At 56.2% G+C, this 14,357-nt stretch carries 11 protein-coding genes; 4 read left to right on the top strand and 7 right to left on the bottom strand.

From position 1 onward, the window contains the following. The 4 genes from LRS11_RS03025 to LRS11_RS03010 all read right to left on the bottom strand — a co-directional run bounded on the left by LRS11_RS03025 (position 1) and on the right by LRS11_RS03010 (position 6,881). Positions 1 to 1,326, bottom strand: coding sequence for a TolC family outer membrane protein (locus LRS11_RS03025; protein ID WP_260495448.1), 1,326 nt, complete (start codon positions 1,324 to 1,326; stop codon positions 1 to 3). 2 nt (positions 1,327 to 1,328) lie between these two features. Continuing rightward, positions 1,329 to 2,666 carry an HlyD family type I secretion periplasmic adaptor subunit gene (locus tag LRS11_RS03020; protein WP_260495447.1) on the bottom strand — a complete coding sequence of 446 codons (1,338 nt, stop codon included), beginning with the start codon at positions 2,664 to 2,666 and terminating at the stop codon, positions 1,329 to 1,331. 6 nt (positions 2,667 to 2,672) lie between these two features. Next, on the bottom strand, positions 2,673 to 4,406 hold the full coding sequence (locus LRS11_RS03015) for a type I secretion system permease/ATPase (RefSeq protein WP_260495446.1): 1,734 nt from the start codon (positions 4,404 to 4,406) through the stop codon (positions 2,673 to 2,675). A gap of 222 nt (positions 4,407 to 4,628) precedes the next feature. Beyond that, entirely contained in the window at positions 4,629 to 6,881 is a 2,253-nt protein-coding gene (locus LRS11_RS03010) for a M10 family metallopeptidase (RefSeq protein ID WP_260495445.1), read from the bottom strand. Between the two features lie 381 nt (positions 6,882 to 7,262). On the opposite strand from LRS11_RS03010, the gene LRS11_RS03005 reads away from it, so the two are divergent. Both LRS11_RS03005 and LRS11_RS03000 read left to right on the top strand, forming a co-directional pair. Further along, positions 7,263 to 7,568 (top strand): hypothetical protein, encoded by a 306-nt coding sequence (locus LRS11_RS03005; protein WP_260495444.1) that lies wholly within the window; start codon positions 7,263 to 7,265, stop codon positions 7,566 to 7,568. Between the two features lie 465 nt (positions 7,569 to 8,033). Continuing rightward, positions 8,034 to 9,275 (top strand): tyrosine-type recombinase/integrase, encoded by a 1,242-nt coding sequence (locus LRS11_RS03000; RefSeq protein WP_260495443.1) that lies wholly within the window; start codon positions 8,034 to 8,036, stop codon positions 9,273 to 9,275. On the opposite strand, the gene trfA is transcribed toward LRS11_RS03000, so the two are convergent. Then, positions 9,276 to 10,259, bottom strand: coding sequence for a plasmid replication initiator TrfA (trfA, locus tag LRS11_RS02995; protein ID WP_260495442.1), 984 nt, complete (start codon positions 10,257 to 10,259; stop codon positions 9,276 to 9,278). Further along, positions 10,234 to 10,446: a helix-turn-helix transcriptional regulator gene (locus LRS11_RS02990; protein ID WP_260495441.1), complete on the bottom strand. Its 213-nt coding sequence runs from the start codon at positions 10,444 to 10,446 to the stop codon at positions 10,234 to 10,236. The genes trfA and LRS11_RS02990 overlap by 26 nt, the downstream gene beginning before the upstream one ends. A gap of 698 nt (positions 10,447 to 11,144) precedes the next feature. Between LRS11_RS02990 and LRS11_RS02985 the strand changes: the two genes are divergently transcribed. After that, on the top strand, positions 11,145 to 12,854 hold the full coding sequence (locus LRS11_RS02985; RefSeq protein WP_260495440.1) for a hypothetical protein: 1,710 nt from the start codon (positions 11,145 to 11,147) through the stop codon (positions 12,852 to 12,854). 12 nt (positions 12,855 to 12,866) lie between these two features. On the opposite strand, the gene LRS11_RS02980 is transcribed toward LRS11_RS02985, so the two are convergent. After that, complete coding sequence (locus tag LRS11_RS02980; protein WP_260495439.1) at positions 12,867 to 13,601, bottom strand: conjugal transfer protein TraX; 735 nt, start codon at positions 13,599 to 13,601, stop codon at positions 12,867 to 12,869. A 310-nt stretch (positions 13,602 to 13,911) separates the two neighbouring features. On the opposite strand from LRS11_RS02980, the gene LRS11_RS02975 reads away from it, so the two are divergent. After that, a complete protein-coding gene (locus LRS11_RS02975; RefSeq protein WP_260495438.1) occupies positions 13,912 to 14,355 on the top strand; it encodes a hypothetical protein in 444 nt (147 codons plus the stop codon). Positions 14,356 to 14,357: the final 2 nt, after the last annotated feature.

Here is a 14,357-nt window from a genome sequence, read left to right as displayed (position 1 = left end):
CTAGAACAGCAGCTGTACCTGCTCAAGAATGCCGCGGTGCATCAGGCCACTGCGGGCATGCAGACTGACATAGCTCTGCAGCATCAGCAGCTTGGTGTTGAGCAAATCCCGCCGCGCGGTAAACAACACCTGCTGGGCGTTGAGGATATCCACCGTGGAGCGCACGCCAGCCTGATAGCCCTTCTCGGCTGACTCCAGGGCGCGTTGGTTGGATTTCACTGCCGTCTGCAAGGCTTTGCATTTCTCGTAGCCGCTGATGACCCCCAGATAGTCGCGTTCGATGTTCTCGGTCAGTTGCTGACGTTCCGTATCGTACTGCGCGGAGGCGCTGGAGAGGGCGTACTGGGATTTGCGTACCGACGCTGCAACCCCGCCGCCAGCAAAAAGCGGTACATCGAGTGACAGGCCGACGTAGTAGGACGATTGCTTGCGATAGTCTTCGGACAGATTGTCTTGCTGGGCTTTGTTCAGCTCGCCGACCACGGCCAGGGAAGGATAGTGGCCGGATTTCTGCGTTTGCAGCTCGGCTTCGGCCAGCTCGATCGAAGCGCGACGGGCATCCAGTTTGGGGGCGGCGTAGCGAGCCTGGCGTTGCCAGAACTCCAGATCAGCGCGGCTATCCAGCGGGGCTGTAGCCGGCAGGCTCTCCTGCATTGGCAGGGGTTCGCCATTCGCTAGGCCGGTCCGTCCTGCCAGTGTGCGCAATGCGGCGCGAATGCGCGCCTGGTTCTCGATTTCCTGAGCCTTGATCAGGTCGAGGCGCGCCTGCGCTTCCTCGATATCGGTAATGGTGCCGTCGCCCGCTTCGTACAGGCGCCTGGTCTGTTTCACCAGGCCTTCGATAGCGGCCTTCTGTTGCGAAGAAAGCTTGAGTTCGTTGTTCTGGCGGGCCACCTCGAAATAGGCCTCGCTAACCCGATTGAACAGCTCCTGGGAGGCATCGTCGTAGAGTGCCTCGCCAACTTTGCCGCGGGCCTGCGCCTGCTCGAAATAGGCAACCTTGGCCTTGTCGAAGAGCACCTGGCGTGCGCTCAGGCCCGCAGAGCCACTGCTGTAGCGTGCCTCTGCGGTACTGCTGTCGACATCCTGGCCACTCAACTGCTTGGTATCGCCATAGCGCGCGCCAATACTGATCTGCGGCAGTAGACCGGCACGGCCGATAGACTCTTCCTGCTGGGAGGCTTGATAGTCGAAGGCCGCGCCCTGGAAGGCCGGATCGCTATGCAACGAGCGGTCATAGGCTTCCAACAGGGACAGTGGCTCGGCCGCTGCGGCCCAGGGGACGGGCAGGCTCAATGCGACGAACAGGAACAGGCTGGCACGCATCCTCACTCTTCCTTCAATGCGCCGCGGATGCGCTGCTGGAGTGGTTTGAGCAGGTAGTTCATGAAGGTACGCTCGCCGGTCTGCACCATGACCTCGGCCTGCATTCCCGGTTTCACATCCAGGCCATGGGTCGACAACTGGGCTACGGCGTCACTGCCCACTTCGACTTCCACGGCAAAATAGGGCAGGCGGGTCTGTTCGTCGATCAACTGGTCGCCGGAAACGGTCAGTACCTTGCCTTCCACTACCGGCAAGGTGGCACTGGTCAGCGAGGAAAAGCGCAGGTTGACCGGTAATCCCGGTTTCAGGCGATCGGCTACCACAGGCTCGAATTTGGCCTTGATGATCCAGGCCGAGCCTTTGGGCACAATATCCATGAGCTTTTGCGCGGCAGGAATCACCCCGCCTTCGGTATGCACGGCGAGGCCGATAACCTGGCCTGTCACCGGTGCGCGTATCGCCGCATTACGCACCTCGAATTCGAGCGCCTTGATCCGCTCGCCAAGGCTGGAGGCCTCGGCAGAGGTGGCGGTCAGCTGCGATTCCGCTTCGATACGGAAGGCCTGTTGTACCTGCAGCATCTGCAGCTTGCTTTCATTGATGGCCTGGCGCGTCTTGCCGATATCGGCGATGCCGGACGCCATCTGGGCACTTAGCTGCGCGGCATTGCGTTCGGCTTCGAACAGGCGATTGCGCGGCACATAACCTTCCTCGGCCAGTGAGCGCAACCCTTCCAGCTCCTGGCGTTGGTAGCTTTGCTGGGTTTCCAGATGCTTCTTGATTTCCTGGTACGAGGCGAGTTGATCCAGCAGCGACTCGGTCTCGTTCTGCATGATCTGCAGGCGGCTGGCGAGCTCGGCGCGGCGGGTTTCGAACAGCGTGCCTTGCAACTCCATATCCGTGCGGGCTCGAGGATCGTTGCCTCTGGCCAGCAGTTCGTCAGGCCAGCGAATAGCCTCAAGCCCCAGGCGTTCGGCAGTCAGCCGGGCTTCGACACTGCGCGCGCTGAACCACTGGCCAAGGGCGACATCGAGCTGGGACTGGGCTTGCACGGTATTGAGCTGAATAAGCAGCTGGCCTTCTTTGACATGATCTCCCTCGCGCACGAGGATCTGCTCGATCGAGCCGCCGGCCAGTGATTGCACGGTCTTGCGTTCGCCCGCAACCACCACCGTACCGCTACCCGCGACGCCTTGTGCCAGGGGCGCCAGGCTGGCCCATAGGAGGAACCCGCCAAGCCCCAGCAGAATGATCCACACGCCTATTTTGGCCGTGGCGGCGGCATCCCTGACGGCGGCCGGTAGCGCGGGAGGGGCGGGGGTAATAGGGGCGGTACTCATCAAGGCTTAACTCGTCGGCGAACTGGAGTGTGCGGCAGCTGCGGCTTGGGCGTTGGCCGCCGCCGGCAACAGGGCCTTGAGTACCTGATCGCGCGGGCCGAACAGCTTCTGCGTGCCGTCCTGCAGCACCAGCAGTTTGTCTACTACAGCCAGCACATTGGGACGGTGGGTAATCAAGACCACGGTCGAACCGTTGCTGCGCAGGGCATCGATGGCGCTAACCAGAGCGGCCTCTCCAGCATCGTCGAGGTTGGAGTTGGGTTCGTCGAGGACAATCAGTGCCGGTTTGCCGTAAAGCGCCCGAGCCAGGGCAATGCGCTGCTTCTGTCCCCCGGATAGGCCTAGCCCGCCAGGCCCGAGTTGGGTGTCATAACCATTCGGAAAGCGCAGGATCATCTGGTGAATACCGGCCATGGTGGCCGCTTCGATTACCTGCCCGGCCTCCATCTCGCCAAAGCGGGCGATATTTTCTGCCACGCTGCCGTCAAATAGCTCGATATCCTGCGGCAGGTAGCCGATATGTGGGCCCAGCGCCTCGCTGGACCATTGGCCGATTTCGGCACCATCCAGTCGCACCGCGCCGTGCGACGGCACCCAAACGCCGACCATGGCTCGCGCCAGGGAGGATTTGCCGGAAGCGCTTGGGCCGATCACCGCCAGCACCTCCCCCTTGCTTAGCACCAGATCGATGCCATTGACCGAGGGACGCTGACTGCCGGGCGGAGTGACCACCAGGCGCTCGATGCGTATCGCCCCGCTTGGGGCGGGCAGGGCCATGCGCTCGACCTGTTTGGGAAATTCTTCCAGCAACTGGCAGAGGCGGTCATAGCTGGCCTTGGCGCCGTCCAGTTGCTTCCAGGAACTGATGGCCTGCTCGGCAGGCAGCATGGCTTTGCTGATCAGGAAGCCCGCCGCCATCATCACACCGCCGGAGATCTGGCCATCGAGGATCAACAGCATGGCCAGCCCCATCGCCAATGACTGCCAGGCGGTACGCACCAGCCGCGTGACGGTGGAGATCTGCGCGGCCTTGTCGCTCGCCGAACTCTGCGCGCCGATCAGTCGCTGCTGCATGCCGGCCCAGCGCTTCTGCAGGTTGCCGAGCATGCCCATGGCCTTGATCACTTCGGCATTTTGCAGGGTGCTGTTGACGTACTTGGCCGACATCACCGAGATCTGATTGGCCTCGGTCAGGCCTTTGCGCGTGGCATGCTCGTTCCACCAGGCCAGGCCGAACAGGATCAGTGCGCCGAGCAGGGTGAACAGGCCGAGCCAGGGGTGCAGCAGGCCGGTGACGATCAGGAAGATCGGCATCCAGGGCAGATCCAGCAGGGAGATGACGGCCGAGCCGGTGAGGAACTGGCGCAAGGCGGTCAGGTCGCCGAGCACCTGGGCCGGGTTGGCGTTGTGCTCCTTCAGGCTCTTCTGGAAGGCCACACCGAACAGGCGCTCACCAAGATCCAGGTCGATACCGACGCTCATCTTGATCATCACTTGCCCGCGAATCCACTCCACCAGTGAGCTCAACATGAACAGGCCGAGGGCCAGCAATGTCAGCAGTAACAGGGTGGTTTCGTTGCGGCTAGCCATTACCCGGTCGAAGACTTGCATCATGTAGATGGCCGGCACGATGGTCAGCAGGTTGATGACCCCGCTGAATAGCGCGATTACCCAGAACAGGCTGCGGTAACGCAGCAGGGCTGCGTCGATATCACGGGTCGGATCAAAGCGTAGGCGCATGGAGTGTCAGGGCATCTCTCGGGGGCCATCATGTTGCCATGAAATGTGCTCCTGCGTGATGGCACTGATCAGTGTAGCCAGCAGGAAAATTTCAGGCACTTAGTCAGGCTATCGGCTGCGTCCCGGGTAACTTGGGCGGCACGTATCGCTGCCCACTCACCTGGCCACAGCCCAGGCAAGTTGCCCGCTGGCGCCGCTGTGGTGAGGGGGCTCTTGACCGAATCAGGCGATCAGGGCGCTGCTGCTTAAGCTGCTGACGCCGAGCAACTGGATTTCGAACTCTGCCGCGGTATCGGCATCGACGCTGCCGTAGAGAATGCCGTTGCTGAAGCGCAGCTGTCCGCTGGCATTGCTGCTGAACGCACTGCTACCAATGAAGGTGAAGGCATCGTTGCTGCTGGTGGCGAGGTTGGCGTCTAGGGTGGACAGGTCGATCTTGTCGCTTTCGCCGAGCTTGAAGTCCCTGATCACATCGCGCAGGGCGCCAAGGCCGCTGTCGGTGAGTGCATCGAAGTCGAAGGTGTCTGCACCGCTGCCCCCGCTCAATTGGTCGGTGTTACTGCCGCCGCTGATCAGATCATTGCCGGCGCCACCATTGAGCGTGTCGTTGCCGGCATTGCCGTACAGGCTGTTGGCAGCGCTGCTGCCGGTAAGGGTGTCCGCGTAGTTGCTGCCGCTGATCCGCTCGAAGTTGCGAATGGTGTCGCTACCCGAGCCGCCGGTGGCCTGTGCAGTAGTCAGGCCCAGGTTGAGGGAGATGCCCAGGTTGGCATAGGTGTAGGCCAGCAAGTCATCACCCGCACCGCCATCGAGGACATTGTTGCCGCTACCGGCGTAGAGCGTGTTGTTCAGAGCATTGCCTGTGCCATTTGCGGCGCCCGTGGCGAGGATGCGCAGGTTCTCGACATTGCTACCCAGGGTGTATGCCGCCAGGTAGCTGTGCACCAGGTCCTTGCCGCCGAGCGAGCTATCGGCATTGCTCTCGCTGACCACGTCCTGGCTGTTGTCGACGTAATAGGTATCGGAGCCGTCGCCGCCGGTCATGCTGTCGGCACCGGCGCCACCGTTGAGCGTGTCGTTGCCGGCGTTGCCGGTCAACCGGTTCGCTGCGCTATTGCCTACCAGGCTGTCGTTGTACTTGCTGCCAGCGAGGTTCTCGATATTGCGCAGGGTGTCGCTGCCTGAGCCGCCAGTCGCCTGCGCAGTCGTGATGCCGAGGTTAAGTGAAACGCCCTGGGTCGCATAGCTGTAGGAGGCGGTATCACTGCCGGCGAGGCCGTCGAGAATATTGTTGCCGCTGCCGGCATACAGGTAGTTGTTCAGCAGGTTGCCGGTGCCGTTGGCCGCGGCGCTGCTCATCAGGCGCAGGTTCTCGATATTGCTGCCGAGGATGTAGGACGACAGGTAGCTACAGAGGTTGTCGTTGCCCCCGCTGCTGGCATCCGCATTGGTCTCGCTGACCACATCGCCACTGTTGTCGACGTAGTAGGTGTCGCTGCCATTGCCGCCGGTCATTTTGTCGGCCCCGGCCAGGCCATTGAGCACGTTGTTCAGTGCGTTGCCGGTCAGGCTGTCGTTGTATGCGGAGCCGGTGGCGTTCTCGATCTGCGCCCCGTAGGCAATGGCCAGGCCGTTGTTGATATAGGCGCTGCCATCCCAGAAGGTCTTGCCGATATTGCTGAAGCTGCCGGCATTGAGGTTGATCTTGACCGCGCTGCTCTGGTTGCTGCCATCGATGGTGTCGACACCACCGGCATCCCAGATGGTTTCGAACACGCTGCTGGTGGCATCCCACTTATAGGTGTTATTGCCGGTTTGCCACTGCATGTTGGCGCCATACAGGTGCTGAATGGCAGCTATATCCAACAGCATTGGCCCGGTCGGCTCGAAGCTGTAGGGGTCCGTATAACTCATCACCGTGTAGCGCACATCGTCGTACTGGCCGCCAGCCAGGGATACGCTGTTTCGATCGCTGGTCTCGAAGGGGTGCTTCAGACCCAAGGCATGGCCGATTTCATGGACAAAGGTGTGGTAGTCGAAGTCGCCGGGCTTTGGGTTGGCGCCGGTGCTCGGGCTCATCCAGATATCGCCGGCGGACGGTTCGGAACCGGGCAGGTAGGCCCAGGCTGCAGCATCCTCGCCCATATCCAGGTAGCCGCCGAAGCGCAGGATGCCGGCCTGGGTGCTGCTATCGGTAACTTTGCTGAAGCTGATATTGGCAACCGCGCTCCAGTCGGCCAGAGCCTGGATTGCCGCACTCTGCTGACCTGCGGTCAGGACAAAGGCCGAGAGGTACTCGTTGTCGTAGGAGTAGTCTTCGATGAAATAGGAGCTTTGGCCCAGGAAGCTGTAGCTGATGCTCGTGCCGCTACCGGTTCCACCGCCCCATTTGGTGCCATGAATCAGCCCGTCGGTTTCGGTCTTGCCGGACAGGGTGACAAAGGAGTAAGGCGAGGATTGGGTTGGGCTTGGCATCTAGTCACCATCCTGGTAATTCGAGGAAGGCAGGGAGCATCCTGCTCGGTACGATAAAAGGTGCGCAGGCTACACGTACCTGAGCTGTTGATCAAAGAATTATCACTTGCCTGGATAGGCTGTAAACCCGCTGAAATCACGGGTGGGTTGGCTTAGGTACAGTTAGGGAGAAATAGGGCTGCAGATGGGGTTGGCGTCATTGCGCGAAAGCTGGGCGCGGTACCGCTAACGTAAGGCTCTTGGGCCACGAAACGGTCAGGTTTTTATTTTCCATGAGGCGCTGACTGCGACGATGCCGCTGGTCGTCTTGAGGATCAGGCGTTGCCGCGACAGCCTCGATCAATCCCCGCATAAGGCACTGATGAGTCGCAAGGAGGCAACATGTTTTTACCGGGCGCTGAAGAGCAGGGAATGACCCACAGCCAATGCCTGACGTTGTTGGAGAGTGTCGAGGACACGATTGATTTCTTTGTCTCCGGTCTGACTTATCTGATCCATGCCGAAAGCCAGAAAGCGCAGCCAGACCTGGCTTTGATCGCACAGTGGGATGCCATGGACAGCGAAGCGTTTGACCTGCAGTACTCCTTACCCGGCGCAAGCGTAGAGACGTATCAGCAAGTGCTTGAGACCTACCGCCAGCGGAGCCGCGAGTTGAACGTGGTGGTGGCGCGCTATATGGCAACGTAGTGAGGGCTCTCGCGTTTGAGTGGGAGGCTGCTTTGATGCCGCTGAAGGTGAGGTCGGCGTGACATCTAGTCTTGTTTGTTACCTATACAAAACATGGGCACAGGGCTGGCCTAGCCCTGCTGATTTTGTCGTAGACACGGAAAAGCCGCGCAGCGCGCGGCTTTAAAGGTGGTGGGCCCACACGGACTCGAACCGTGGACCAAAGGATTATGAGGGAGGTGCTTAATAGTTCCTCATTGATTCTGATAGTTCCGTGTGGATTGTATATGCACTGATTTTACTAGCCTTTGCGGTTTTTCTTGTGCCGTATGGTTCCACTTAGTACCGTTGAGTCCTGCGTAAAATGGGGACTGAAACGGGGACTTTCGGGGACTAGCAAAAATGGTCGGTACAGTTAACGAGCAAAAGCTCCGAGGGATGAAACCTGGTCCCGGTAAGCTCACCGAGAGCTTACCGGGACGGGGGATGGGGTCACTGATTTTTAAGCGTCAAGGCGAGACGCCGCCGATGGCCTTTTATCGCTATCGATTGGATGGGAAGGACAGCTTAATCAAAATCGGGGTCTGCAAGCTCAATGCGCGGGGTATTGGGCTGACTCTGCCCGAGATTCGGGAGCGTGCACGCGAGTTGGCGAAGGTCGCTGTCGAGCATGGAGATGTTCGGGCGCACTTGGAGGACCTCGAAAATCAGGCTGAACTAGCTCGGAATGAGCGAGAGCGAGAAATCAATGCGTTGCGTGTGCAGGGCTCATTCGAAGAGCTGTTTCGCGAATACGTCGATGGGCGTCGCGGGAGGGTTCGAGATGACCAGATTAGTGAGTATGAGCGCATTCTAAAGGTCGATCTTCTTGAGGCCCACCCGAGTATTTTGGCCCTGCGCGCGGCAGAGATTCGTCCAGCACATGTTCGACAAGTTCTAGAGACAATCTGGAGCCGGGGGGCTACGAGACAAGCGGATAAAGTTCGTTCGTTCCTGCGCGCCGCCTTCCAGTACGGAATGACTGCTGAGCATTCCCTTGGCCGCTCCAGCGGTAAAAATTATGCGCTGGAGTCGAACCCGGTCGATGCTGTGTTGGTTCCCAATACGAGCCGTCCTGGCACTCGGGCACTTACAGATGCAGAGCTAAAGCATTTCTGGACGACGATTACCGAAACCGACGGCATTGGCCCTGTCATCAGTCGTCTATTCCAATTCGTCATCGTCCTTGGGGGGCAGCGGATTGAGCAAGTCGCGCGAGAGCCCTGGTCGAGCTACGACAAAGAAAACCGGACTTTGCGACTGGTGGATAGGAAGGGGCGAGGAGAGGTTGAGCGAATTCATCTCGTGCCGCTAACTGATCGAGCATTGGAGTTGCTTGAGCAGGTTGAGGCGATTACAGGCGGTTTTGAATGGCCGTGGACGAGCTATGGGAAGAAGCCATTCGCTACTACCAGCTTCGCTCACGCAATCAGGGATTGGCTCGGGTCAAAGCACGGAAAGATCGATGACGAACAAATCCCGCACTTTACGCCTAGAGATCTGCGACGGACCTGCGCGCAGCTCATGCAACGCAATGGTGTAGACGATCGGCTGAGTGATTTGCTGCAGTCCCATGGTCAGACTGGTGTAGTTGGACAGCATTATAGGAATAATCCAGAGGCCTACTTACCAGAAAAATCAAAAGCAATGGCTGGGTTCGAAGCGGCTCTTAGTGCGGTACTCGACTAGTTATAAAGCCCGCTTAGAGTTTTTGTGGGCAATACGAATCCATGTAACAACGTGCTCGTCATTCTTGTTCTTTCTGATAGCGTAACTGCTGATCAGCCCAGCCGCCTTGACTTCATCCAGTGCTTTCAGGAGCCCTCTCCCTTTCCCAAGAAAATCTTTAAGTTGGCTAGTAGTGCCGCTTAATCTCATTAAATTATGGACTTTGACTTCTTGCTCGCCTGCTGTGCTACCAGACATGTAGTTTTGCAAATATTTTGAAAGAGAGTTTGACAACATCCGTCGAGCGTCTAAGTCTATGTACGAAAGAGCTGTTCTGGAGAATATGTCAATGACTACATTTCCGACGGAAAACCAATAGCCGATATTTTCATCCCATGAAAACTCATCAATTAGGCTAAATGATTTGCCAGCTTTAAGGTTCTCAATTGTTATGGTATTTGCCTTAAGCTTTTGCAACGAATTTTTAAGCGCCTTATAGTTATTATCTCCGCCAGACATTCCCATAGTGCGTAAAAATGAGTGTCGGGTGAATAGTATCTGTTCACCTGGTGCTCGGCTCAGAGCTAGGCGAATCACTTCTAGGTATACATCATTGTCGAACATATTGAGTTGTTCGCCAGTAAACTCAATCTTAGTGTCGTTGATGCTTTCAAGAACCTGGTTTCTCAAGTACTTGACCTGTGTTTGCGTCTTATTAACAAATAGAGATGTCCGCACCCAGCTCGTGGGCATCGCGGAGGCTCGTTGCGGTAACGAGGGGATAGTGATTGTTTCGGGAAGCGGCGGTAATAGTCCTGACTCCAGCTCTCTGAGCAAGTCTTCACAAAGTTCATTGTTCGAAGCCAGTCTATCAGCATGGTTTCGAAGTATTCTGAAGACGGAGCTATTACTCTTATTCAGTCTGGATTCTTGAGCATGTGCACTTCTTTGGCGACTCATAACAGCAAAGCCCGGGAAATCAAGCTGATTCTTTAAGTGAGTCATCCTGGATAAAATCGATCACTTTTGCGAGATCGTAGCGAACTACGCGCTGATTAAAGCGGATGGCCTCAGGAAAGCCTGGGGTTGCGGATAGTCGGTAAAATGTCGTTTTACCGATATGCAGGTACTCACAGATTTCACTGATCGTTGAGAGTGGTTGGCGCTTGATTTGACGCTTTAAATTATTCATGAGCTTTCCTCGGAACTGCATGGGGCTAAGTCCATTTTGCTAGACCGAGTTATCAAGTCAATGAGGGCGATGTTTTGAATATTGTTAATGTTTTATTATTGGGATTGCGCGAGTAAATTTTTACTGCAACACTATTTTCGTAAGTTGTTGATTTATATATGCCACTACCGTTCGTCAGTTTCCGCTAAAAACTTAAGAGAGCGGGATTATCCACAAGGTTCGTACTAGCTGCGAAAGTGCTCTCTTCAATGAGCTGTAAAAAAACTCCATCTAACCAGTCTGAAAGCCTTTGGGCTTATGGGGGGAGAGCACTTACCCACACGGTTCGTACTAGCTGCGCCGACCCAGGAAATAGATTCGTACTAGCTGCGCGGAAGTTCGTACTAGCTGCGCAAAAGTTCGTACTAGCTGCGCCTTGGGTTTTCTGGAGGCCTCGCGGCACTTGGGTTCCAGAGATGTTCGCCCCCCCTTATCATGTATTACATGTATTTACATATAAAGGGGGCTGACCAGCGCAGAGGCTTGCGCCTCCGCTTGAGTGCGCCTTCGGCGTGAAAGCCCCCAAAAGGGGAGTGGTGTAATTGAAGAAAACTGACCAGCCAATTGCATTGATGATGACCTGGAGGCGAAGGCCGACCAATTGCGGACATCTACCACCATGACTGGAACGTGGCATAGTCCGAAAAAGAGGGGACAACATGCGCAGATTTGAATCGAAGGACTTGATCGCAATCGCTACTGCGCCTGCGGGAGAAGAAACCTCCTGGCTCGCAGAGGCTGAGAAGTCTGTCCAATTCATGAAGGCCAACGCTGTGGCCGCCGAGATCGTGATCTATGCGTCAGCGCCATCTGTGCTGATTGTCGGAGCCCTCGTCCCAACGGCAAACGTCACACCGCCTGATGGACGCGACCTGCAAAACCAGTCTCTCTTCACGGACGCTAGCTGGAAGGTTCAGAAGTCCTGGAGTTCAGATGGATACCGCGTGTACCTAGAGCCGCCTTTCCCGGGGAACGAGTCTAAGGGGCTGGCTGGCGGTGAGCCCTTGGTGCATCGCAGGTACCTGAGCGGGGTGCAAAAAGGCCCCATGCCTATTGAGCTGAGCCAGAAGCTTGTTCACTGCCTTGACGTGCACTACCTCCCCGAGCGTAAGGCGTATTGCCGCCTCGACAAGAATGGTGACATCGAAGATGTGATTCGGATTTTGACGCTTCAAATGCCTGACACCCTTGAAGGCCGCGAGGTTGTGACAATCCTTCGCAAGGATCTGGATGACTATATGGCGCTTGCGGACATGGCCCTCGTATTAAAATTCGATTTCACACGCTTCATCCCCAGTAATTTTGGGAGCTGGAATGGTGCGAGCCGCTATCACCGCTACGAAGAAGACCTGTTCTATCACGGCGGCGTTACTGGGAGTGCAAGCTTCGCTCATGGTGCAATGGTGGTCCGGTCGCAGGTGAGCGTGGCGGAGCAAGAAGAAGCCTGGCGTAAAGAATGCGATGGAGACGAGGAGCGGGAGTACGCGGTATACAAAATCTATGACCGCAAGAACGACCGTAACGTTGAAACCTCTTGCAGCCCGAACCACATCGTCAGTTACTTTGAGAATAGCGACCTACCCTGGCACATCTCTCCAGCGTTCTTCAGGCCGGAGGTGCTGCAGCGATTCAAGGCCGATCCTGAAAAATACACGCTCGAAGAGCGCAGCATCACCTGCCGCGGAGCCTGGTATCTGAAGTCTTATGACATCAATGACGCTGGACAGGTTCATGCCTACATTGGCGACCTCGCTCGGCTTCCCTACGAAGAGCAGATTTACTGGAAGACGTTCAACGAATGGCCCAAGGGCACGATTTCAGCGCGAGCGCACCGGACAGACATTGAGGGCGATTGGAATACCGACTACAACCCCCTGTGGTCCCTGAAATCGAAGGTCCGGGCGCTCGATGAGCGGCAACCGGAATGGTGGAGTCCGCGAGGTGAGGCGCTCATTGACAGTGTTCTCGCACCTGCAACTGACTCCCCCAAGGAATGGGGGGATGAAATCATGGCGCTCGATCAAGTCCTGGTTGAAGGCTTCCTAGACAAACCACTGCGCGCTGCCGCGAAAGAGAAAGGACGCGTGCTTGAAGATGGGTGGCGCTCCCTGAAGTTGCTTTACGAGATATTGGTGGGAAGCGGCATGAGCCCTGCCGATGCCAAGCAATTGTTGGCACCCTTGAAAAAGCTCCATGACCTACGCACTGAAATCCGCGGCCACGCCACGAACGAAAAGAAGGAAGTCGCAATCCGCGAGGCTCGCACCACTCACGGCAACTTTCGAACGCAGTTTTTTAATCTAGCTGAAGGTTGCGACAAGGCCCTAGACAAAGTGCTGGATGTCCTTGGCTTTGAGGTTGCTGACTAGTCCTTGTGCCGCTTAAACCCAGGCGAGTGGGAGCAGGCCGAGTAGTAACAGGTGGCCCGGATAAATCGGGTACATCCAGGTGCCGACAGGCCAGACCAGGCGTAAGCGGATCTGAAGTAGTGCCAGGCCGAGAATCGGAGCCAGGGCGGCAGTAGCGATGCCAGTTTGTGCGGTAACCGGCAGATCGGTCCACAGCAGGAGCCCTGAGCCGGTGTTTGCCAGAACGGCAAGTAGTGCAGCGAGTGGCCAGGTAGCAGAGACTGCCGCTTCTGAGCGTGCTTGGATCGCGAGCAGCAGTACCGCCGGCAGTAGCGCCCCGCAAAGGCCGAAGCTCAGAATTGGCCGGTAAACGACGGCGATAACCAGTGCCGTAATGCCGGCTGCGATGAGCGTTGGCTTTCGGTGATGTATCGCTTGGGTGATGACAAGACCAAGCCCGAGAGTGAAAAGAATATTTAAATGATCCCCCTCGAAGAATCTTGAATAGGGTTGCTGGCTGATAAGCGCAAAAAAGAAAATACCCCCAAGATAATTCAAGCCACCTGAATATCCAACTGGTTGGCGATAAACGTTCGCTGAGATCGCGAGGCAGAAGAGCGGAAAAGCAAGTCGACCAATTGTACGCATCCACCGGAAAGGTTCTTGCAACTCACTGGGGATGACATACCAGGCATGGTCAATGATCATTGATAGCAGTGCAATCCACTTAATAAAATCAAGGGAATTATTGCGTTCAAAATTATTCATTGCGCTGCCATTTGAAAGCTAGTTGTTCGGATTATATATCAGGCTTGGCTGCTTGATATGTATTTGCCATCGTTATATTTGCTTTATGCTCTTGTGTATATTTGAGAGCGGTATGATAATTTAGTCGTGTAGTACCTCGCAGCAAAAGCTGCGCACCAAAACCTCCAGGAGCAGCGACAGGGAGGTTGCGGCAAAATCAAGAAATGTCCTATAGGACGCTCGCTGTTATTCGATATGATTCCAGTTGATTTCTGGCCTTTCGGAACGCTCTAGTTTCATTCATTCGATTAACAGATCTCGGAGTGTCGATATGACAAAATCTAGCATCCAAAGTAATTTCAAGGCCCTCGTTACAACCATAATTTGTGTTGCAGCATTTATTTTTCTTGCAGGCTGCGGTGAGAAAAGTGGCGAAGTCTGGCCGGAGGTGTGGAGCGAAGAGGCTACAAAATTTTTTAACGAAAATGTTCCTCCGTTAAAGAACCTTCCCGGTAAGGTCTATCACTATCAGGTGGTTAAGCGCAAAGGGCACTTCTATTTCAATACGTTATACATAGATGGACGTTACATTGAGGATTTGAGGCCGAACGGTGCACACAAGGTTGGTGGCGTTTCGGCGGTGCAGCTTGACGGAGTACATGTCGTTTATACAAAGGGTGAAGGATATAAGGTCTCGACCCTGCATGAAGATGGACAAGGCGTATACAAGGCCCTAATGAATAATTATCCATTATTCTTTCGCGAGTACTTGTAGTG

This window comes from Pseudomonas sp. J452, from assembly GCF_024666525.1.
In the GTDB taxonomy this organism is placed as follows: domain Bacteria; phylum Pseudomonadota; class Gammaproteobacteria; order Pseudomonadales; family Pseudomonadaceae; genus Aquipseudomonas.
This window is presented reverse-complemented; position numbering and strand designations above follow the sequence as displayed.